This window comes from Sphingobium sp. Leaf26, assembly GCF_001421665.1.
In the GTDB taxonomy this organism is placed as follows: Bacteria; Pseudomonadota; Alphaproteobacteria; order Sphingomonadales; family Sphingomonadaceae; genus Sphingobium.
The window spans coordinates 1-21,504 of sequence record NZ_LMKV01000021.1; the positions used below are offsets into that span (position 1 = coordinate 1).

General features: G+C 64.6%; 20 protein-coding genes. 10 read left to right on the plus strand and 10 right to left on the minus strand.

Features of this window, described 5'->3' with window-relative positions:
* The first annotated feature begins 222 nt into the window (after positions 1-222).
* A complete protein-coding gene (locus ASE85_RS13785; protein ID WP_056689403.1) occupies positions 223-1,710 on the plus strand; it encodes a lipopolysaccharide biosynthesis protein in 1,488 nt (495 codons plus the stop codon).
* A gap of 19 nt (positions 1,711-1,729) precedes the next feature.
* Here the strand turns inward: ASE85_RS13785 and ASE85_RS13790 are convergent, their stop codons facing one another.
* On the minus strand, positions 1,730-2,155 hold the full coding sequence (locus tag ASE85_RS13790) for a CBS domain-containing protein (protein WP_056689432.1): 426 nt from the start codon (positions 2,153-2,155) through the stop codon (positions 1,730-1,732).
* Between the two features lie 72 nt (positions 2,156-2,227).
* Here ASE85_RS13790 and ASE85_RS13795 point away from each other — a divergent pair, with 72 nt between their 5' ends.
* Positions 2,228-2,527 (plus strand): hypothetical protein, encoded by a 300-nt coding sequence (locus tag ASE85_RS13795; RefSeq protein WP_056689404.1) that lies wholly within the window; start codon positions 2,228-2,230, stop codon positions 2,525-2,527.
* A complete protein-coding gene (locus tag ASE85_RS13800; protein WP_056689407.1) occupies positions 2,517-2,906 on the plus strand; it encodes an acyl-CoA thioesterase in 390 nt (129 codons plus the stop codon). The genes ASE85_RS13795 and ASE85_RS13800 overlap by 11 nt, the downstream gene beginning before the upstream one ends.
* Positions 2,907-2,908: 2 nt before the next feature.
* Here the strand turns inward: ASE85_RS13800 and ASE85_RS13805 are convergent, their stop codons facing one another.
* From ASE85_RS13805 to hisS, 7 genes are all read right to left on the minus strand, one after another.
* A complete protein-coding gene (locus ASE85_RS13805; protein ID WP_056689409.1) occupies positions 2,909-4,471 on the minus strand; it encodes a DUF4139 domain-containing protein in 1,563 nt (520 codons plus the stop codon).
* A gap of 16 nt (positions 4,472-4,487) precedes the next feature.
* On the minus strand, positions 4,488-5,921 hold the full coding sequence (locus ASE85_RS13810; protein WP_056689410.1) for a DUF4139 domain-containing protein: 1,434 nt from the start codon (positions 5,919-5,921) through the stop codon (positions 4,488-4,490).
* Positions 5,922-6,071: 150 nt separating this feature from the next.
* Positions 6,072-7,040: a DUF4167 domain-containing protein gene (locus tag ASE85_RS13815; RefSeq protein ID WP_056689412.1), complete on the minus strand. Its 969-nt coding sequence runs from the start codon at positions 7,038-7,040 to the stop codon at positions 6,072-6,074.
* A 312-nt stretch (positions 7,041-7,352) separates the two neighbouring features.
* Positions 7,353-8,174 (minus strand): peptide chain release factor N(5)-glutamine methyltransferase, encoded by an 822-nt coding sequence (gene prmC / locus ASE85_RS13820; RefSeq protein WP_056689414.1) that lies wholly within the window; start codon positions 8,172-8,174, stop codon positions 7,353-7,355.
* On the minus strand, positions 8,171-8,464 hold the full coding sequence (locus ASE85_RS13825; RefSeq protein ID WP_056689416.1) for a hypothetical protein: 294 nt from the start codon (positions 8,462-8,464) through the stop codon (positions 8,171-8,173). Before ASE85_RS13825 ends, prmC begins: the two co-directional genes overlap by 4 nt.
* A gap of 2 nt (positions 8,465-8,466) precedes the next feature.
* Positions 8,467-9,561 (minus strand): peptide chain release factor 1, encoded by a 1,095-nt coding sequence (gene prfA, locus ASE85_RS13830; RefSeq protein ID WP_056689418.1) that lies wholly within the window; start codon positions 9,559-9,561, stop codon positions 8,467-8,469.
* A complete protein-coding gene (gene hisS / locus ASE85_RS13835; RefSeq protein WP_082462819.1) occupies positions 9,561-10,910 on the minus strand; it encodes a histidine--tRNA ligase in 1,350 nt (449 codons plus the stop codon). The genes prfA and hisS overlap by 1 nt, the downstream gene beginning before the upstream one ends.
* Before the next feature lie 143 nt (positions 10,911-11,053).
* Here hisS and ASE85_RS13840 point away from each other — a divergent pair, with 143 nt between their 5' ends.
* Together ASE85_RS13840 and ppa are read left to right on the plus strand one after the other, a co-directional pair.
* Entirely contained in the window at positions 11,054-12,973 is a 1,920-nt protein-coding gene (locus tag ASE85_RS13840; protein WP_056689419.1) for a M61 family metallopeptidase, read from the plus strand.
* A 37-nt stretch (positions 12,974-13,010) separates the two neighbouring features.
* On the plus strand, positions 13,011-13,553 hold the full coding sequence (ppa, locus tag ASE85_RS13845) for an inorganic diphosphatase (RefSeq protein WP_056689421.1): 543 nt from the start codon (positions 13,011-13,013) through the stop codon (positions 13,551-13,553).
* Positions 13,554-13,637: 84 nt separating this feature from the next.
* Here ppa and yczR read toward each other — a convergent pair whose 3' ends face one another.
* Positions 13,638-15,104, minus strand: coding sequence for a MocR-like transcription factor YczR (gene yczR, locus ASE85_RS13850; protein WP_056689422.1), 1,467 nt, complete (start codon positions 15,102-15,104; stop codon positions 13,638-13,640).
* 90 nt (positions 15,105-15,194) lie between these two features.
* Between yczR and yczE the strand changes: the two genes are divergently transcribed.
* Both yczE and ASE85_RS13860 read left to right on the plus strand, forming a co-directional pair.
* Positions 15,195-15,806: a membrane protein YczE gene (gene yczE, locus ASE85_RS13855; RefSeq protein ID WP_056689424.1), complete on the plus strand. Its 612-nt coding sequence runs from the start codon at positions 15,195-15,197 to the stop codon at positions 15,804-15,806.
* 141 nt (positions 15,807-15,947) lie between these two features.
* Positions 15,948-17,135, plus strand: coding sequence for a hypothetical protein (locus tag ASE85_RS13860; protein WP_056689434.1), 1,188 nt, complete (start codon positions 15,948-15,950; stop codon positions 17,133-17,135).
* A 4-nt stretch (positions 17,136-17,139) separates the two neighbouring features.
* Here the strand turns inward: ASE85_RS13860 and ASE85_RS13865 are convergent, their stop codons facing one another.
* Positions 17,140-17,634, minus strand: a complete 495-nt coding sequence (locus ASE85_RS13865) for a hypothetical protein (protein WP_056689436.1) — start codon at positions 17,632-17,634, stop codon at positions 17,140-17,142.
* An 86-nt stretch (positions 17,635-17,720) separates the two neighbouring features.
* Between ASE85_RS13865 and gyrB the strand changes: the two genes are divergently transcribed.
* From gyrB to ASE85_RS13880, 3 genes are read left to right on the plus strand one after another with little or no spacing between them, the layout of a single operon-like run.
* Positions 17,721-20,222: a DNA topoisomerase (ATP-hydrolyzing) subunit B gene (gene gyrB / locus ASE85_RS13870; RefSeq protein WP_056689426.1), complete on the plus strand. Its 2,502-nt coding sequence runs from the start codon at positions 17,721-17,723 to the stop codon at positions 20,220-20,222.
* A gap of 3 nt (positions 20,223-20,225) precedes the next feature.
* A complete protein-coding gene (locus ASE85_RS13875) occupies positions 20,226-20,798 on the plus strand; it encodes a DNA-3-methyladenine glycosylase I (RefSeq protein ID WP_056689428.1) in 573 nt (190 codons plus the stop codon).
* The gene (locus ASE85_RS13880; protein WP_056689430.1) at positions 20,795-21,310 is read left to right on the plus strand and encodes a hypothetical protein; all 516 of its coding nucleotides are present in this window, start codon (positions 20,795-20,797) and stop codon (positions 21,308-21,310) included. The genes ASE85_RS13875 and ASE85_RS13880 overlap by 4 nt, the downstream gene beginning before the upstream one ends.
* Positions 21,311-21,504 lie beyond the last annotated feature (194 nt).

Genomic DNA, 21,504 nt, shown 5'->3' on the forward strand with positions numbered 1-21,504 from the left:
AACCATCCAACCCCTTCCTTGCGTCCGGGGGAACAGTGTCCGTCTATGTTGGCGACCATCCAGTCCAGCGCCGCAGTGGCACCGTCCCGTCCGGTGAAAAGCCCTCTAGATCGACACTCACTAACCGTCAAACCCTTTTTGCATTTTTGTTTCACATTTTTTTGGGGGTTGGCGGCTAAAAGGCGATTTCACGGCCGTTAGAAGTACAGGAATGGTAACCCAATGACATTGCAGGATGCCGACGCGAACGACGCGGGTTTCGGCGCACGCATCAGGAGCGCGATCTTCTGGCGATCGGGCAGCCAGATATTGTCGCAGATGATGAGCTGGGTCGTGACGCTGGCGGTGATCCGCCTGCTCGATCCCGCCGATTATGGCCTGTTCGCCATGACCCAGGTGATATTGAACTTCGCGACATTCCTGAACGGCTATGGGCTGGTCAGTGCGCTGGTCCAGTCCGACACGGTCGAGCCGCGCCGGTTGCGGCAGGCTTTCACCATCATGCTGCTGCTCAATGGTGCGCTGGCCCTGTTGCAACTCGCCATCGCGCCGCTGGCCGCCGACTATTATGCCCAGCCGATGGTCGCGGACCTGCTGCGGGTGCAGGCTTTGCTCTATCTGTCGACCCCCTTCATTTCCGTGCCGGAGGCGATCATGGGTCGGGCACTGGATTTCAAGCGACCGGCGCTGGTGAACCTGATCGCCGCGATCGCGTCCGCTGCCGTCGCATTGACGGGCGCGCTGTCGGGGTGGGGCGTGTGGACGCTGGTCTGGGCGCCGATCGCGGGCTTCTGGGTCAAGGCGGTGGGCTATGTCATCGCCACCGGGTTCCGGCCGATCCCCAGTTTCGATTTTCGTGGCACCGGGGCGATGGTCGCCTATGGTGCGTCGCTGCTGGGCGGGCAGCTCTTCTGGATCGTCCAGAGCCAGGCCGACATCTTCATCGGCGGCCGCATGCTCGATCCCCATGCGCTCGGCCTCTATGCCGAAGCGCTGTTCCTGACGCAGATTTTCGTCAGCAAATTCGTGCCGCCGCTCAACGACGTCGCCTTCCCCGCTTATGCCCGCATGCAGAAGGATGTGAGCCGGGTGGCCTGGTCCTTCTGCAAAGCGGTCAAGCTGCTGCTGCTGCTGACCTGTCCCATCTATCTGGGCATGGCGGTGACGGCCGAGCCGCTGGTCGAGACATTGTTCGGGCAGAAATGGCTGGAAATGGCGCCTTTCGTCGCGATCCTTGCGCTCGCCATGCCGTTCATGACGTTGCAGGTCATGTTCGCGCCGGTCAGCAATGCGCTGGGCCGGCCCGGCACCACGGCACGGGTCGCCGCAGTCGGCGCGGTGCTGATGCCGGTCGCCTTCCTGATCGGCATCCGGTTCGGCGCGATCGGCCTGGCCTGGGCCTGGCTAGCGGCTTTCCCGGTTCTGACGGCTGTGACGGCACGTCTTGCCGGCGGGCCGATGGGATTGCGATTCGCCGACCTGATCCGTGCGGCGGCGCCGGGTCTGGGCTGCGCGGTGCTGATGGCCGGTGTGGTGATGGCGATAGATCGCCTGCTGCCGCCGCTGGCTGCGCCGGTCCGGCTCGGCCTGCTGGTGCCGGCGGGGGGGCTGGCTTTCCTGGCCGCATTGATGCTGTGCGCGCGGGGCACGTTGATGGAACTGGTGGCGCTGGTGATCCGCCGCGCGCCGCCGGTGCAGGCGCCCGCATAAAGCGAGCGCCCTGCCCCGTTCATGCCGTCTGGATGTAGTCGCGCAACGAGGCCGCTTCCGATTCGATGCTGTCGATGCGATATTTGACGAGGTCGCCGATCGAGATCATGCCGACCAGCGCGCCATCGACCACCACCGGCAGATGGCGGATACGCCGCTTGGTCATCAACGACAGGCCGTGAATGACCGGCGTATCGTCGGCGATGGTGATCGCCGGCGCTGTCATGACTTCGCCGACGCTGTGGTCGAGGGCGGCTGCCCCATCCTGCGCGACCCGATAGACGAGGTCGCGTTCGGAGAATATCCCGACCACCTGGCCATTGTCGACCACGGGCACGCAGCCGATTCGCCGCTCCGACAGCAATTGCACGACGGATTGGACGCTGTCGTCCGGATGCACGCTGATGACGTCTTTCTTGCCCTGCAAAATCGCTGCGATGGTCATGACCACTCTCCTCATCCGAGACATTTCCCACGGGCGCTTGATGATTCCACTTTCCTCGCACAAAATAAAGGGATGACGCGCAAACAGGCCCTGGATGATCCACAAATTGCGGCGACCGCCTGGGCGCGGTTCCGCCGAATCATGGCGTGGATGGCTTTGGGTGGGGCGATATGTGTCGGGATTGCCCTGTTCTTTCTGCACCAGCGGTCGGGCGAATTGCCGATTCACATGATGATCGCCACGGTTCTGGGCGTATGGCTGACCTTCATGCTGGGCACCGGGCTGATGGCGCTGGCCTTCCTGTCGAGCGGGACCGGGCATGACGAACAGGTGATGGACAGGGCGAAGGACGAGGTGCCGCTTGACGACTGAGACAAAGAATGGACGCGGCGAGGTGGTGCTGCGGCTGGTGCCGCATTTGACCGATATCAACGCAAATGGTCATATTTTCGGCGGCTGGGTGCTGAGCCAGATGGACATTGCCGGCGGCATCGTGGCGTCGCGCATCGCCCAGGGCGCGGTGGCGACCGTGGCGATCGAAAGCATGACCTTCATAGCGCCGATCCTGCTGGGCGATGTCGTGTCCGTATATGCCAGGGAAGAGCGGCGCGGGAGGACGTCGGTGGCGATCCGCATCGATGTGGTGGCGACTCGCGGCCTTGGTCTGAAGGAAGTGGTGTTGACAAGCGGCGTCTACACCTTCGTCGCGCTGGACAACCAGCACCGGCCGCGACCGCTGCCGGTACTATAGTTCTATTGCCGCAGCGCTTCGCGGTAGGAACGGTCGATCCTGTCGTTGGCGGGGACGGTCATGCGCCAGATCCAGTCGTTGCCGCGCCGTTCCATGTCGGTCGGGCGCGGGCTGATGTCATGGGGGATGGTGATTTCCGCCATGACGGGGAAGGGCCGGGCGTTGCTGAGCGTCAGGGTCCAGTCGCGGCTCTTGCGCGATTGCGCCGTCTGCCGGACGAGGATGCGGACGTCGGGGCTGGCTGCCAGATCATAATCGACGCGCTCGCCCTCTGCCTTGTCGCCGATATCGGCTTCGCCCGCGAGCAGGCGCATGTCCCGAACCGGTTCGAAGACGGCGACCCGGCCCGATGGCATGGCGAGGCCAAGGCCGTCCTCCTTGCGATTCTGTAAGCGTAGCCGCAGCGTCATGGGGATCGCGCCGTTGGTGGCGGCGAAGATATTGGCGACATAGAGGCGTTCGACCTGCACATCGGGCTGGCGCAGCAGCGCGACCTGCTTCTGCGCCTTGGCCGCGACATCGACGGTGACGGGTACGCGATAGAGTTTGAGGTCGCCGACATCTTCGGGGGGTGGGGGCGGGGGAGGCGGCGGTGGGGGAGGCGGCGGGGGTGCCATGGCGGGGGCCGGTGCAAACAGCCGATGTGTCACACGCTGGCCCGTTACGACCACGTCCTGCGCGCGCTCCATCATCATCGATTCGGTCACCTGAACAGGAAACAATGCCCACGCCGGATGGGTGCTGGTGATGTCCATCGGCCAGCATTGCAGCCGCAGCGGGCCACCGGTCGGACGTGGCTGCATCGCCCGCCGCTGTTTGTTGGGCTGGCCGGCGATGACGTTCAGTTGCGCGTCGGCAAAGCCGGTGACGCCGCCATTTGCGACCGTCAGCCAGGCCATCAGGTCGAGTGTTTTGCCATCCTCCTTCATGTCGGCGACATAGTTGGCGGCCCAGTCGAACCCCTCGGCCAGATAGGTGAGTTCCAGGCGGGCGCGGACCGGCCGGTCGCTGGTCGCGATCACCGACAGGGTCGGGCGCGGCGACAGGTCGGCGGGCGCGCGGGGATAAAGCATCCGTTCGGGCAGGCCGCGGCACCCCAGCGCTTCATAGCCCTGCGCCGTCTGGACAATGACGCCCCCCATCGGCCCGGCGCTGATGATCGCGTCCTGCTCCGTCACCTTGCCGGTCTTGCGATCGGTGCGGCGCAGGGTGACGCTGCGCTTGAGATAGGCGTCGACCAGCCCGGCGGGAGAGAGGAGGCGGGCATCGCGATTCTTTTCCCGCACGCCGCGCGGCATGCCGGCGAGGATCGCGGTTTCGGGCATCAGCCCTTCGGCGACGCCCTCGAACCTGACGACCGATTCGCCCTGCGGCAAATCCACCTCTCGGATTTCGGTGATGAGCGCATAGCCGCCCGGCCAGTTGCGGTCGATCGCGCCCTTCGTCCGGCCCGGCGCGCGATAGATGGTGACGGATACCGAATCGGCGCGGGGCGAAACGACCGTGCCGGCCTGAACCGGCAGGGCGATCGCCCACAGCAGGAAGAGGATCAGGATGCGCGACACGCGGGCGCAGCTCCGGTCAGTAGCGCGAATCGAAGGTGACGCTAAGGTCGACCGTGCCGTTGGCGGGCACCGGCACGCTCCATTCCATCCGGTCGGCCGAGACGCGCTTGCCCTCCAGACTTTGCCCCCCCAGACTCTGGGCCGTGACGCGGGTGTCGCCCCACAGGCCCTGCTGGGCGAGGTCGATCGTGACGGGTTGCGCCCGAGCGTTGGTGAGCGTGTAGCGCATCTTCGTTTCCCAGCGACTGCCGCCCTTTCTGGTGCGCTGCTCCACGGTCGGGCGGACCTTGACGTCGAACGCCTCGCCGGTGCGCAGGGCCATGGACGAGCCCATCGGGGTGTGATCGATGCTGTTTTCGCCGATGAATTGCGGATTGCCGCGCGCGTCGCGCATATAGACGCGGATCGTGCCGGCCGGCAGTTGATCGCCGAGGCCACCATCCTTCGACGTCGAGAATTTGAGGACGCTCGACGCGCTCATCGGTTCGGACGAGCTGGCGAGCCAGCCGTTGACATATTCATAGGTGGCGCGGGCCGGTGCGCCCTTTACGTCGAGGAAGCTGACCTGTTTCTGCTGGGCGTTGGCGATCGTCGTACGGGCCGCCAAAGGATAGAGATAATAGTCGCCCAGTTGCTCGCGCGGGCCGCTTTCTGTGCCCGCCTGGTCGATGGCGCCGTTGCCGGCCCCACCCGACGCCTGCCACCAGTTGGTGCGACCGCCGCCATTGGCGGGGTTGCCCGCGACCAGGATCGTCTTCGCATCGGTAAAGGTCGTGCCGGTATTGTTGGTGAGCGTGACCCAGCCCTGCATGTCCATCGCCCCCTTGGCCGCGTCGAACAGCGCGACATAATCGGCGGTCCAGCCCAGATTGGGGGTGAGATAGGAGAGGCGGGCGGGCACCGTGCCGGCGCGATCCGCCTGCACCGTAACCGACAAAGTGGGGCGAGCGCGCAAATTGGGCGGCACGCGGTCGAACACGACGCGCACCGGCAGGCCATCATCGCGCAGCACCTCTATCCGGGTGCCGATTTGCAACACGATACCGCCATTGGCCGCCAGCACCTTGGCCCGTTCGCGCGTTTCCGCACCGGTCGCCGGATTGGTGCGCACCAAAGTCACCTCCTGCCCGACCGCCTTGTCCATCAACTTGTCGGGGGAGAGGAGGTCATAGTCGAAATTCTGTTCGACGATGGCAAGGCCGGGGCCGGACAGGTTGACCGTTTCGGGCCGGATGCGCGCAGACACATCGGGAAACTCGATGCGGTTGCGGCCGACGGTCATGGCCAGTTGCCGATCGTCCTGCACCAGCGACTGGCCGCCATTATAGATGGTGACGGCGACATCGCCCTGCGCCGTGGCGCCGGTGGGGTCGGCTGCGCTCTGGGCCTGGGCCAAGGCGGAGGCGGGGAGGGCGGTCAGCAGCAGGGACAGCAGGCGCGCGGCTTTCATCGGCAACTCTCCAGATATGTGAAGACCTTGTGCCGGATTGCGAGGCCGTTGCAAAGGCGGCTTCGTCGCGCGCGCCTGAAAAGATGGTCGCCACGAAAAAGGGGACGGCGCATGATGGCGCCGCCCCCCTTTGTTCTGTCTGCCGATCGCTTATTCGGCGGCTTCGGTCGCCGGACGGGCGCGACGGGTGCGCTTCTTGGGCGCCTCCTCGGCCGCTTCGGCATCATTGTCGGCACGGGCGATCGAGGGCGGCAGCACTGCCAGATCCAGACCTTCATTGCCCTCTTCAACGACGACCTTGCGCGGGCGACCGCGACGGGCGCGGGGCGCTTCGGCCTCGGCGGCTTCCGGCGCGGCGGCGGCTACCGGCTGCGCTTCGGGCCTGCCCTCGGCGCGGGGACGAAGCTGCGGCTTGGGCGCTGGCTGCGGTGCGTCGATCGCGGGGTTGCCGGCCGGACCTTCCACACCCAGTTCCTGCTGCGGCGCAGCGCCGTCTGCACCAAACCGGTCGCGGCGGGGTCGATCGCGCCGGTCGTTGTTGCGCGGGGCACGACCTTCACGATTGTCGCGCTGGTCACGGCCATCGCGGCCGTCTTCCTGCCGATCGGCACGATCGCGCGGCGCACGGTCATATTGCCCCTGATCACGCTGGCCCTGATCACGCTGACCTTGATCGCGTTGGCCCTGTTCACGCGGCGCGCGATCATATTGGCCCTGGTCGCGCGGCGTGCGGTCATATTGCGGCTGGGAATCGGTGCGAAAATCATCGTTGCCGTCGAAGCCGCCGTCGAAATCGTCACCATCCTCGTCGAAATTGCTTTCGTCACGGGGGCGGACGCGCTGCTGCTGCTCTTCCTGACGGGTTCGGTTGTCGGCGAGCACGCGGAAATAATGATCGGCAAATTGCAGATAATATTCGGCGTTGACCCGGTCGCCCGCCATCTGGGCATCACGCGCCATATTCTTGTATTTCTCAAGAAGCTGGGTCGCGTTGCCGCGGGCGCGGTTGTCGATGCGGTTACCGTTGTCGCCACCGCCCCGATTGTTGCCGTTGGGACGTCCGTTGTTATTATTGTTCCGGCCGCGATTGCGGCGGCCGGCCTGCCGGTTGTTGATCAAGATATGATCCTTGCGTTCGCTATGACAAAATTCACTGAAAACACTGTTCAGTCGCCATCCCCAAGCACGACCTGATATTCAGGCCGGATACGGCTCCGCCACGGCATGATCCTTCCCGGATCACTACCCCGACTGCCAGCGGCGCTGCGCAGCATGCGCCGTCATGACTATAAGGAGCTAGAAAATCGGCCTTTTCTATCAACGATCTAAACGATCATGTCACAAGATAGAGCCGTTCCTGATGTCGATGTAATGGCTTTCCACGGAGAAACCAAGCAATTTTCGCTTGCCCGATAGTAAATCGACCGTTGTTCAGCCCGAATGGGTGGCGATGAGGCAGCGATCATGCCCCGCCAGATCGCGCCGGGCGGCGACGACCAGCCCCTGATCGCGCAGCAGGGTGGAGACGCTGTCCTTCTGGTCATGGCCGATCTCGATCGCGGCCATGCCGCCCGGCGCGATCAGGCGCGGCAGGTCCGGCGCGATGCGGCGATAATCGGCAAGGCCGTCGGGGCCAGCGAACAGCGCGCTGGCCGGTTCGCGCCGCACATCGCCAGACAGCACCAAGTCCGCGACGATATAGGGCGGGTTGATGAGCAAAAGGTCGAAGGGACCATCCACCCCCTGCGCCCAGTCGCCGAGACAGAAGGTAGCCCGGTCCGCCATGCCCAGCCGCATCGCATTGCCCTGCGCCACGACGAGGGCGGGGGGGGAGGCGTCGATGCCCAGCCCCTGTGCGTGAGGCCATTCCGCCAGCGCGGCAAGTAGCAGCGCCCCGGAACCAGTGCCGAGGTCGAGAATGGAGGCGGGCGCGCGACCGGCGAAATGATCGACTGCCGCCTCGATCAGCGTCTCGCTGTCCGGACGGGGAATCAGCGTGTCGGGCGTGACGGCCAGGTTGATCGTCCAGAAATCACGCATGCCAGTGATATGGGCGATCGGTTCGCCATCCAGCCGCCGCGCGAGCAGGGGCGCGAAGGTTTCGGGCACGGTCAGGTCGCGCTGGCGCAGCAGCATGTCGCCACGTGAGAGGCCGAGCGCATGGGCCATCAGCAGTTCGGCGTCGAGGCGCGCCGTGTCGCTTGCGACAGCGAGTTGGACAGTTGCAGCGCGCAGGGCATCAGGGATAGTCATTTGTTCTCGAACGAATAGAGCCAGACAAGTGCCTTGGCCGCTCGATCGCTGATCGCGGCGTCAGAACGAATCTGGCGTACAGCCCATTCACTGCCGCCGGATAAGGAATGAACCGCCCAATCCGTTGAGATTGCTCGCAATTTTTGGAGCAACGCCAGCATCGATATTTCCACGGCGTTCGCCCGAGCCATGCCAATGCTTGCCACGACAGCCTGCCAGTCCGTTTGAGGATAAGCCGCCGACCCATAGCCAAGATAGGCGATGATCGCCAAGCTCAGGTCTTCGTCCAAAGCTATCCCACCCCGTCCAGTTGCGCCAGCCGAGCGACTTCGTCTTCCGCGACCAGCGCGTTGATGACCTCCGACAGGCCCGGTCCTTCGAGAATTTCGGGCAGGCGGTGCAGGGTCAGGTTGATGCGGTGGTCGGTGACGCGGCCTTGCGGGAAATTATAGGTGCGGATGCGTTCGGAGCGGTCGCCCGACCCCACCATCGCCTTGCGCGCGCCGGCCTGTTCGCTGTGGGTCCGCTCGCGCTCCGCTTCGTAAATGCGGGCGCGCAGCACCTGCATCGCCTTCGCCTTGTTCTTGTGCTGGGATCGTTCGTCCTGCTGCGTCACGACGATGCCGCTGGGAAGGTGGGTGATGCGCACGGCGGAATCGGTGGTGTTCACATGCTGGCCGCCCGCGCCCGACGCCCGGTAGATGTCGATCTTCAGGTCGCCATCGGCGATCTGGACATCGACCTCCTCCGGTTCGGGCAGGATGGCGACGGTCGCCGCGCTGGTGTGGATGCGCCCGCCGCTTTCGGTCGCGGGGACGCGCTGGACGCGGTGGACGCCGCTCTCGAATTTCAGCTTGGCAAAGACGCCGGTGCCGTTGATGCTGGCGACGACTTCCTTGAAGCCGCCCTGTTCGGAGGCGTTGGCGGAGAGCATCTCCATCTTCCAGCCCTGGGTATCGGCATAGCGCTGATACATGCGGAACAGGTCGCCGGCGAACAGCGCCGCCTCGTCGCCGCCGGTGCCTGCGCGGATTTCCAGCATGGCGGGGCGGGCGTCGGCGGAATCGCGGGGGAGCAGTTGCAGCGCCAGCGCCCGTTCGGCGTCGGGCAACTGGCTTTTGAGGATCTGCATTTCCTCCTGCGCCATTTCGCGCATAAGGGGGTCGGCATCGGGATCGTCCCCGCCGCCGGCCATCACGTCGAGCGCGGCGAGTTCCTGCCGCAGGCGACGCACTTCATGCGCGGCGCGGGCGACCGGCTCGATCTCCGCATATTCCTTCGACAGTTTCACGAACGCTTCGGGCGCCAGGTCGGCGCGCGTCATCGCCGCCTGAACCTCGTCCCGGCGCGCCTCGATCTGCGCGATGCGTTCGGCGGAGATTTGCATCAGTTGACCGGCAACCGTATCGTTGCGTCAAACTGGCTACCCCGCGGTCCAAGCAAATGACTATCGATCGAAAAACCGGATTTCAAAATTTCAATCAGACTCAACACCATTTCATCACCAGCTTCGTGCTCATGGTTAGCTCTGATTGATATACCGATGTTAGACCCACCCTCTGGCGCTTCGCGCTCACCAGTTAAAACGATGCGACTTTTGGACTTTGCTTTCGATGCCAATTCAAAACGCCGCTTTGCGTTGCCTTTGAACGCCATTTCAGCCTTGATGCCAGCACGTCTCAAATGAGCGATGATCGCAGTCGCGTAGCCCTCTGCTCCTATGTTTTCAGGAATGATGGTAACATCGGGTCGATCCGTCGTAGGCGCATCCACCAGCATCGCCAGCCGCTCGATCCCCGCTGCCCAGCCGACCGCCGGGGTCGCGGGGCCGCCCAGATTTTCGATCAGCCCGTCATAGCGTCCGCCGCCCAGCACCGTGCCCTGCGCGCCCAGCCGGTCGGTGACGAACTCGAACGCGGTGTGGCGATAATAGTCGAGGCCGCGGACCAGGCGGGCATTGCGTTCCCACGCCACGCCTGCCGCATCCAGCCCCGCCGTCACCTTGTCGAAGAAGCTGCGCGCCTCGTCGGTCAGATAGGCGTCGATGTCCGGCGCGCTGTCGGCGACGGGACGATCACGCGGGTCTTTGCTGTCGAGGATGCGCAGCGGGTTCTTGACCAGCCGTTCCACGCTGTCTTCCGACAGTTCGCCCCGATGCGCCTCGAAATGGGCGATCAGCGCCGCGCGCCAGGCGTCGCGGCTCGGCCCGTCGCCCAGTGTGTTGAGGGTGAGCGTCACGCCTTCGGACACGCCCAGTTCCTTCAGCAACTGGTCGGCCATGACCAGCAGTTCCACGTCCGCGCCCGGTTCGGCCGCGCCGATGATTTCAGCGTCGAGCTGGTGGAACTGGCGGAAGCGGCCCTTTTGCGGGCGTTCGTAGCGGAACAAAGGCCCGTGGGTCGCGACCTTCAAGGGTGCATATTGCTGCCAGCCTTCGGTAATGTAAGCGCGGCTGATGCCAGCGGTGAATTCCGGGCGCAGGGTGATGCTGTCGCCGCCGCGATCCTCGAACGTGTACATCTCCTTGGAGACGACGTCGGTGCTTTCGCCCAGCGAGCGGGCGAAGACGGCGGTGGATTCGAACACCGGCACTTCGACCCGCTGGAATCCGTAGAGTTTGCGCACCCGGTCGAAGGTCGCGACCACATGGGCGAAGCGTTCCGCAAACGCCTCCGTGGTGCCGCCGAGCATGTCCTGCGTTCCGCGCACCGGGCGCGGCGTTTCTATCTTCGCCATGGGGCCGGGCCTTTAACGGCAAATCAGCCTCAAGGAAACGCGCTTTTTGCAGGCGTCCATCAGGGGGTGGACGCCGCCGCACTCGCCCGCCATGCTATAAGGCAATCGGGCCGTCCGGCCCACTTATCTTTCTGGAGACATCCATGATCCGCAGCCTTGCTGCCGCCCTCTGCCTTTCGACGGCCATCGCCAGTCCGCTTTTCGCGCAGGACGCGATCCGGTCCAAGCCGACCGCGCTGCCTGTCGACAGCGGCGCACCTGCACCAAAGGACATTCCCTATCCGGGCGGCACCATCCGCCTGGAGGTGGACGCGACCGACACGACCCAGCGCATCTTCCGCGTGAAGGAAACCATTCCGGTCGCTACCGCCGGCCCGCTGACACTGATGATGCCGGCCTGGCTGCCGGGCAATCATGCGCCGCGCGGGCAGATCGAGAAGCTGACCGGCCTGACCTTCACCGCCAATGGCCAGACCGTGGCATGGAAGCGCGATCCGCTGAACGTCTATGCCTTCACCATAGACGTGCCGCAGGGCGCGACGCAGGTGGTGGCGCAGTTCCAGTTCCTGTCCGCGACCCAGCCCAATCAGGGGCGCGTCGTCGTGACGCCCAAGATGCTGAACATCCAATGGGAAAGCGTGTCGCTCTATCCCGCCGGATACTATACCCGCCAGATTCCGATCCAGCCGACCGTGACCTATCCCGCCGGCTGGCAGGCGGCGACCGCGCTGCGCGGCACGAAGAATGGCAATGCCGTCGCCTATGAGACGATCGACTATGAGGCGTTGCAGGATTCGCCGGTGTTCGCGGGCACCCATTTCAAGGCGGTGGACCTGGGCAGCAACGTCACGCTGAATCTGGTTGCCGACGATGCCGACGAACTGGATTATAAGCCGGAGCAGATCGCCAGGCACAGGAAGCTGGTGGCCGAGGCCGGCGCGCTGTTTGGTGCCTATCATTTCAACCATTACGACTTCCTGCTCGCCATTACCGACGAAATGGGCGGAATCGGCCTCGAACATCATCGCAGTTCCGAAAATCAGGTCGAACCGGGCTATTTCAAGAGCTGGGACAAGGGTGAGGCGCTGCTGGACCGCAACCTGTTGCCGCATGAATTCACCCATAGCTGGGACGGCAAGTTCCGCCGCCCCGACCTGCTGTGGACGCCCGATTTCAACGTGCCGATGCAGGATAATCTGCTGTGGGTCTATGAGGGGCAGACGCAATTCTGGGGCTATGTGCTGGGCGCGCGGTCCGGCCTGTTCTCCAAGCAGGAGACGCTGGACGCCTATGCGCAGATCGCGGCAAAGCTGGACACGGCGGTCGGGCGGCAATGGCGGCCGATGGAGGACACCACCCTCGATCCCGTCATTTCCGCCCGCCGGCCCAAGGGCTGGGCAAGCTGGCAGCGGTCGGAGGATTATTATAATGAAGGCCTGATGATCTGGCTGGAGGCCGACGCGATCATCGCCAAGGCGACGCGCGGCAAGAAGGGCCTCGATGATTTCGCCAAGGCGTTCTTTGGCATCAATCCGGGGGACTGGGGGCAGGTCGTCTATAATCGCGGCGACGTGATCAAGACGCTTAACGACATCGCGCCCTATGACTGGGCGGGGTTCTTCCAGAAATATGTGGACAGCACGACCAGGGAAACGCCCAAGGGCGGCTTCATCCTGGGTGGCTACAAGCTGGTCTATGGCGAAGAGCCGGGCGCGATCAGCAAGGCGGCCGAGGGCGCGAACAAGATGGTCGACCAGAGTTTCGGCATCGGCGCGGTCGTGAAGAATGACGGCGAAGTCAGCGGCGTCATCTGGGACAGTGCGGCGTTCAAGGCGGGACTGGTGACGGGCGCCAAGATATTGGCGGTCAATGGCGACGAGTTTTCGGGCGATGTGTGGAAGGCCGCGATCAAGGCCAAGACGCCGATCCAGATCATCCTGAAACAGGATAAATACTATCGCACTTTGACACTCGATTATTCGGGCGGGCTGCGCTATCCGCGCCTCGAAAAGACAGGAGAGGGTGAAGGCAGCCTCGACAAGCTGCTCAAAGCCAGAACGTGACTCACCCGCAACACAACATGAAGCAGAAGGCGTTTCCATGAACATCGAACTGATCCCGGTCGGCGACGATCCGCCAAACAGCCTGAACGTCATCATCGAAGTCCCCGTCGGCGGCGAGCCGGTGAAATATGAGTTCGACAAGGCCAGCGGCGCGCTGTTCGTGGACCGCATCCTGCACACGCCGATGCGTTATCCGGCGAACTATGGCTTCGTGCCGCACACGCTGTCGCCCGATGGCGATCCGCTGGATGCGCTGGTCATCGCCCGGTCGCCCTTCGTCCCCGGATCGGTCGTGCGCGCGCGCCCGATCGCGGTGCTGAACCTGGAAGACGAAGCCGGCGGCGACGAGAAGCTGGTCTGCGTGCCGGACAACAAGACCTTCCCTTATTATGCCGACATCAGCGAGAAGGACGACCTGCCCGGCATCGTGATGGAGCAGATCGAGCATTTCTTCACCCACTATAAGGACTTGGAAAAGACCAAGTGGGTCCGCATCGGCACCTGGGGCGGAGCGGAAGACGCCAAGCAGATCACGCTGGAAGCGATCGCGCGCTATCAGGCCGCCAAGAAGACCGCGTAAGGCGGGCTTCTACTGCAAAAAAAGCCACGCTGGTCATTCCAGCGTGGCTTTTTTTTCGATCGCTGTTCCCCCGGCCACAATATCTTAAATCAACCGATCCGCATCCAGCGCCATCGCGAGCGAATCCCGGCCCTTGGGCATGCGGGCGTGAAGCCTGGCGTCGGCTTCGACCAGCCGTTCGATCCCGGCTTCCAACTGATCCTCCGGCAGGGTGAAGGGCAGGCGCATGAAGCGTTCGAAGGCGCCGCTGACGCCGAAGCGCGGGCCGGCGGCGATGCGCACGCCCAGACTTTCCGCCAGCGCCGCCAATGCCGTCGCCTCCGCGCGCGGGAGTTCGGCCCAGAGCGACAATCCACCCGCCGGCGATTCGACCCGCCAGTGCGGCAGACGCCGTTCGATGAGGCCGAGCAGATGATCGCGCCGCGCCCGCAGCATCCCGGCCCGTTCGCCAAGCCCGACATCAGCGTCGACCAGTTGCGCGACGGCGATCTGCTCCACCACCGGACTGGCCATGTCCATCGTGGTGCGCAGCCGGCCGAGCGCCGCGACCGTCTGGGCATCGGCCCGAATCCAGCCGACCCGCAGCCCGCCCCAGAAGATCTTGCTGGCCGAACCCAAAGTGATGACCTGCCGCCCCGACGGGTCGTGCATGGCGACGGGCGGCGGGGGTGCGAAGTCCAGCCCCATGGCAACCATGGTTTCGTCCACGATCAGCGGCGTATGGCTGCGCATCGCGGCGGCGACCAGTGCACGGCGGGTGGCCGGGTCCATGCTGCGTCCGGTGGGGTTGTGGAAATCGGCAATGACATAGGCGAAGCGCGGCGATGTCTGGCGAAAGGCCGCCTCCATGGCGTCCACATCCCAGCCCTGCGCGGGCAGGCCGACCGGCACCGGCACGACATGGGCGCGCTGCAACGCCTGAATCGCATTATGATAGGTGGGATGGTCGATCACCACCCGGTCGCCCGGCCCGGCCAGCCATTTGAGCAGCAGTGAAAAGCCCTGCTGCGCGCCGTTGGTGACCATGATCTGATCGGGATGGGTGGGGCATCCGCGCCGTTCATAATGGGCGGCGATCGCGCGGCGCAGCACAGCGATGCCCAGCGGATCATAGCCAAGATCGCCCAGATAGGCCGGCAGCGCCTCCACCGCATGGGCATAGGCCCGCGCGACGCCGGGCGCGGCCGGCAGGGCGGCATGGGTCCAGTTGAGCAGATTGCCGCTACCCGCGCTGACGTCGCGTTCGTCCGGGGACATGTCCGCGCTGCCGGCGGGCAGGCGGGTGACGCTGCCCGACCCCTGCCGGCTTTCCAGATAGCCTTCGTCGCGCAGCCGGTCGAACGCCGCGGCAACGGTGGTGCGCGACAGGCCCAGCGCGGCGGCCAGTTCCCGCTCGCCGGGCAGGCGGACGTTGAGGCCCACGCGACCATCGAGCACCAGCATCCGCAGCGCCTGCGCCAGTTGGCGATAGGCCGGCTCGGCACTGTCCTGCGCGCGCCAGGCGCCCAGCAGGCGCAGCAGGGAGGGGGGGCGAAGCAGGGAAGTGGACATGACATATGTTCCGGCTGACGGTTGGATCAATGCCATTTACCCCGGATTGGTCCTTTTGGAAAAGGCCAATTTTGCGGAATAAGCCTTCCCATGACGCAGCCTCTCTTCTTTCGGCGCCTGTTCCAGCTCTTCTGGGGCCTCGCCCTCTACGGCTTTTCCATGGCGCTGATGCTGCGCGCCAATCTGGGTCTGTCGCCCTGGGATGTGCTCAATCAGGGCCTGGCCCCGCGCCTTGGCCTCAGCTTCGGGATGACGGTCAATCTGATCGGCGCGATCGTGCTGCTGCTATGGTGGCCGCTGCGCCAGCGGCCCGGTTTCGGCACGGTGGCCAATATCGTGGTGATCGGCACGGTGGTGGACCTGTCGCTGATGCTGCTGCCGACGCCGGAAGGCTATGCGATGCGGGCCGGCTGGCTGATCGCCGGGATCGTCCTCAACGGCATTGCCGGCGGTGCCTATATCGGCGCGGGCATGGGACCGGGGCCGCGCGACGGACTGATGACGGGGCTGTGCCGGCGTACCGGCTGGCCAGTCAAATGGGTGCGCAGTGGGATTGAGATTGGCGTGCTGGCGATCGGCTGGATGCTGGGCGGCACGGTGGGGGTGGGCACCATCCTCTATGCCACGACGATCGGCTGGATCGTGCATCATGCCTTGCCCCTTTTTCGCATTGCCCCGGCAGAGCGTCCGGCTCAGGCCTGACGATATGCCCCCTGACCGGCCGACGGTTCTTCTCGTCGGCCGGTCCTTTTCTCTTTGGAAATGCGGGATTTGATGATTGACCGGAGCAGGCAGACGGGCATGATCCGCCCCGCCCAACCGATCAAGGAGCCTTTCGTCCCCATGCGCCCCTTTCTCGCCGCCGCGCTGATCCTGCCGCTGACCGCCGCGTCGGCGCCGCATGCGCCTGCGCTCGCCCCGCTTGCTTTCGAACAGGTGGCGCCCGCCGGCACGAAGATGCCCCGGTTCAAGGTCGATGCCGCCTGGCCGGCGATGCCCGACGACCTGCTGCTGGGGCAGGTGAGCGGCGTGGCGGTAGGGCCGGACGATTCGGTCTGGGTCGTCCATCGCCCGCACAGCCTGACCGGCACCGACACCGGCCTTGCGCAGAACCCGCCGATCGCCGCCTGCTGCAAGCCCGCGCCGCCGGTGGTGCGCTTCGGCAAGGATGGCCGCTATATCGGCGGCTGGGGCGGCACGGCGAGCGCGCCGAGCGTCGACGGCGTCAGCCAGTGGCCGAGCAGCCTGCATGGCATCTTCGTGGACAAGGCGGGCAGCGTCTGGTTCGGCGGCAATGGCAGTGGCGACCATGTCGTCCTGAACTACAGCCCCGAAGGCCGCTACATCCGCCGCTTCGGACGGCGCGAGAAGACCGGCGGCAATGACGCCACCGACCAGTTGGGCAATCCATCCGACGTCAACCATAGCGACGGCATGGTGCTGATGTCGGACGGCTATACCAACCGGCGCGTCATCGGCTTCGACGCAAAGACAAATGCTTATAAGGGCCGCTGGGGCGCCTATGGCAAGCCACCCGCCGGGCCGGTGCTGAAAGGCGCGTTCGACCAGAGCCATGCCGTCGACCCCAGCCAGGTGGCGAACCCTCAAGCTGCGATTTTCGGCAGTATCGTCCATTGCGTCGTACCGACCAATGATGGCCACCTCTATGTCTGCGACCGCAACAACAACCGCGCGCAATTGTTCAGGCGGCAGAAGGACGGCGGCCTGACCTTCGTGCGGGACATCGCGATCGCGCCGGAAACGGGCGGCACCCATACGGTGACCGACATCGCCTTTTCCCCCGATCCGGCGCAGACCTATATGTATGTCGCCGACATGATGAACGGGCGCATCTGGATATTGGAGCGCAAGACGCATGACGTGCTGGGCGCGATCGGCCGGGTCGGTCGGCAGGCGGGGCAGTTCACCTGGCTGCACAGCATCGACACCGACAGCGAAGGCAATATCTATGCGACGGAGGTGAATACGGGGCGGCGCGTGCAGAAGCTGGTGTTCACCGGGATCGAGTGAGCCTTCAGCCCGCGATCGACCGGACATAGGCGCTCGCGATCCAGCCGCTGGGGCAGGGACCGGCATAGGGCTGCTTGCGTTCCACGGGGGACGCTACGCCGCAATCGACGCCGTCGGCCGGCTCACCGGGGGCAGGGGCCGGGGGCACGACCACGCCCAGCCATTTCTGGTCGAGGCTGCGGGTGCAGATATAGGCGTGTTGCCCCTCCGACAGCGACGTCAACGCCTTCGCATCGTCGAAGGGCGCCGCGCGCAGGGGCAGGCCGCCTGACCCGGCGCGCGTCACCCGGCCCAGGCCGCCGCACGCATCCATGCGCGATCCATCCTCGCCGATGGTCACCGGCCGCGCGATCGGTGCATCCATCCGGCTTTCCGGCACCTCGTCGCGCGGGGCACCGGCCAGCGAAGAGTTGGGCAATTCCTCATAGACGTCGCTGCTGCGCGAGCAGCCGGCGAGGGCCAGCAGGGACAGGATCAGCAGGGCAGGGATGGCACGCATGGAAAGCATGATAGACCGCCCCGGCGCCGGGCGGAAGACGCCATGTTTCGCTTTAGTTTCATAGCGCCTTTCCCTATAGGCTTGGCATGAGCGAAGAACCCGTCAACACCCCCAACAGCAACGAATATGGCGCCGACAGCATCAAGGTGCTGAAAGGGCTGGATGCCGTCCGCAAACGGCCCGGCATGTATATCGGCGATACCGACGATGGCAGCGGCCTGCACCACATGGTGTTCGAGGTCAGCGACAATGCGATCGACGAAGCGCTGGCGGGGCATTGCGACCTGATCACCATCACGCTGAACCCGGATGGCTCCGTCAGCGTCGAGGATAATGGGCGCGGCATTCCGACCGGCATTCACAAGGAAGAAGGTGTGTCGGCGGCCGAGGTCATCATGACCCAGTTGCATGCGGGCGGGAAGTTCGAGAATACCAGCGACGATAATGCCTATAAGGTATCGGGCGGCCTGCATGGCGTGGGCGTGTCGGTGGTGAACGCGCTCTCCGAATGGCTGGATCTCAACATCTGGCGCGACGGCAAGGAACATTGGATGCGCTTCGCCTATGGCGATGCGACCGCGCCGCTGAAGATCATCGGAGACGCGCCAGCGGGCAAGAAGGGGACGCGCGTCACCTTCCTCGCCTCGACCGAGAAGGCGCCCGGTGACGGCGCGACGTTCAAGAACCATACCGAGTTCGATTTCGAGAAGCTGGAGCATCGCTATCGCGAACTGGCTTTCCTCAACAGCGGCGTGCGCCTGTTCCTGGTCGATGCGCGCCATGAGGAGAAGAAGGAAGTCGAACTGTTCTACGAGGGCGGCATCGCGGCCTTCGTAAAATATCTCGACCGCAACAAATCAGCGATGATGCCGGAGCCGATCGCGATTTCGGGCACCCGCGACGATGTGACGATCGACGTCGCGCTGGAGTGGAACGACTCTTATTATGAGAACGTCCTCTGCTTCACCAACAATATCCCGCAGCGCGACGGTGGCACCCATCTGGCCGCCTTCCGCGCGGCGCTGACCCGTACGCTCAACAATTATGCGGAAAAGTCGGGTGCGCTGAAGAAGGAGAAGGTGTCGCTGACCGGTGAGGATATGCGCGAGGGCCTGACCGCCATCGTTTCGGTCAAGCTGCCGGATCCCAAATTCTCGTCGCAGACCAAGGACAAGCTGGTGTCGTCGGAAGTCCGCCAGCCGCTCGAAAGCCTGATGGCCGACAAGATGGCCGAATGGCTGGAAGAAAATCCCGCGCACGGCAAGATGATCGTGCAGAAGGTGATCGACGCCGCCGCCGCCCGCGAAGCCGCGAAGAAGGCGCGCGAACTGACCCGGCGCAAGGGCGTACTGGACATCGCGTCTCTGCCCGGCAAGCTGGCCGACTGTCAGGAGCGCGATCCTGCCAAGTCCGAACTGTTTCTGGTCGAAGGCGATTCGGCCGGCGGTTCGGCCAAGCAGGGGCGCAACCGGCATAATCAGGCGATCCTGCCGCTGAAGGGCAAGATCCTGAACGTCGAGCGCGCGCGATTCGACAAGATGCTTTCGTCCAAGGAAGTCGGCACGCTGATCCAGGCGATGGGCACCGGCATCCGTGATGACTTCAATCTGGAAAAGCTGCGCTACCACAAGATCGTCATCATGACCGACGCCGACGTCGACGGCGCGCATATCCGCACGCTGCTGCTGACCTTCTTCTATCGCCAGATGCCCCAGATCATCGAGGGCGGGCATCTCTACATCGCCCAGCCGCCTTTATATAAGGCGACGCGCGGCCGGTCTGAAGTCTATCTCAAGAACGAAGCGGCGCTGGAGCAATATCTGGTCGACAATGGCGTCGAATCCATGGCGCTGGAAACCGGCAAGGGGCCGCGCACCGGCGAGGATTTGCGCAGCCTGATCGAACATGCCCGCCGGATGCGCGCGGTGATGCGGTACGTGCCGCGCCGCTATAATCCCGCGATCATCGAGGCGCTGAGCCTCAACGGCGCGCTGGACCCCGAACTGTCGGCGGATGCACAGGCGGAGCGACTGGCCGCGACCGTCACCTGGATGGGCGCGCAGGACGCCGAAGGGCGCTGGACCGGTAGCGTCGCCGAAGAGGGCGGCTTCCACTTCCAGCGACTGTGGCGCGGCGTCACCGACCATCATGTGATCGAGGCCGGCTTTGTCGGATCGGCCGAGGCGCGCAAGCTGCACAGCATCGCCGCCGAAGATGCCAGCAGCTATCTGACGCCCAGCCGCCTGATCACGGTCAAGGCGCTGGCGGCCGAGGCCAGCGACGACGACCTGCCCGCCGCACCGACCAAGGGCGCGATGGTCACGCGGCCGAGCGAATTGCTGGACGCGATCCTGACCGCAGGGCGCAAGGGCCTCGCCATCCAGCGCTACAAGGGACTGGGTGAAATGAACGCGGAACAACTGTGGGAAACCACGCTGGACCCGGATAATCGCTCGATGTTGCGGGTCGAGGTCGAGCAGGCGGACGTAGCGGACGAAATCTTCACCCGCCTGATGGGCGATGTGGTCGAACCGCGCCGCGAATTCATTCAGGACAATGCACTCAACGTCGCCAATCTGGACGTCTGAGCCATGAACGACGCCGCGCTGCCTCGCTGTAGCTGGGTCAGTGCGGCCGATCCGCTCTATTGCGCCTATCATGACGAGGAATGGGGCGTGCCGGAGCGCGATTCGCGCATGCTCTGGGAAATGTTGATGCTGGAGGGGTTCCAGGCCGGCCTGTCCTGGATCACGATCCTCCGCAAGCGCGAGACGTTCCGCGCCGCCTTTGCCGGTTTCGATCCCGACAAGGTAGCGGCCTTCGACGAATCGGATGTCGAACGATTGATGGGCGATCCTGGCATCGTGCGCGCGCGTGCGAAGATCGATGCGACGATCCGCGGCGCGCAAATTTTTTGCACCATGCGCGATTCGGGCGAGGATTTTTCGGCCTATGTCTGGGCGTTTGTCGATGGGATGCCGATCCGCAACGATGGCGTGCATGTCCCTGCGAAGACCGATCTGTCGGACGCCATTTCGAAAGACCTGAAGAAGCGTGGCTTCAAATTCGTCGGGCCGACCATCGTCTATGCCTGGATGCAGGCCATCGGCATGGTGAACGACCATGCGGCCGATTGCTTCCGCCGCGACGCGGTTGGCGCATGAAGGCGGGCTGGCCGCTGCTGTCGCTCCTGCTGATCGGCGGATGCGGGACAGAAGAGACGGCTTCGAATCGAACCGAAGCGACGCAGGACGTCGCCGCCCCTATCAACAGCGCCACCGCGAACGGGAGCGTGGCGCCATTGCCCGCGCCAGCGCCGCCACCTGTCGATGAAGCCAAGCCTTTGGTTTCACGTGAAACACCGCCCCACCGCCCAACGCCGGCAGATTATCGCGCGATCGGCACCGAACCCTTCTGGGCCGTGACGATACGCGGATCGACCGCCCTGCTGGAACGGCCGGATCATCGCCCGCTACGCTATAGCGTGGTGCATGACGGGGATGATCGGGCGATCCGCTACCTGGGCGAGGGCTTCACCCTGACCGCGACGGAAGGACCGTGCAGCGACGGCATGAGCGACGACCTCTGGTCCGACCGGGTCCAGATCGCCTTTGGCGAAGGGACGCTCAAGGGCTGCGGCGGCATGCGGGAGGAAGAGCGGCCGGACGGCAGCTAGAGCATCGTGCGGAAAAGTGGGAACCGGTTTTTCGCTTAAAACGATGCGAAAACAAAAAACTAGAGCGCGCGACCTGCTTCGGATTTAACCAGCGCGCTCTAGGCTCTGTCTGCATTCACCGTATCCAGATCATGGCGCACGCGAGATGGACGAAGCCCATGAAGGCAGAGATGGTTTTCTCGCAGCGCAGGGCG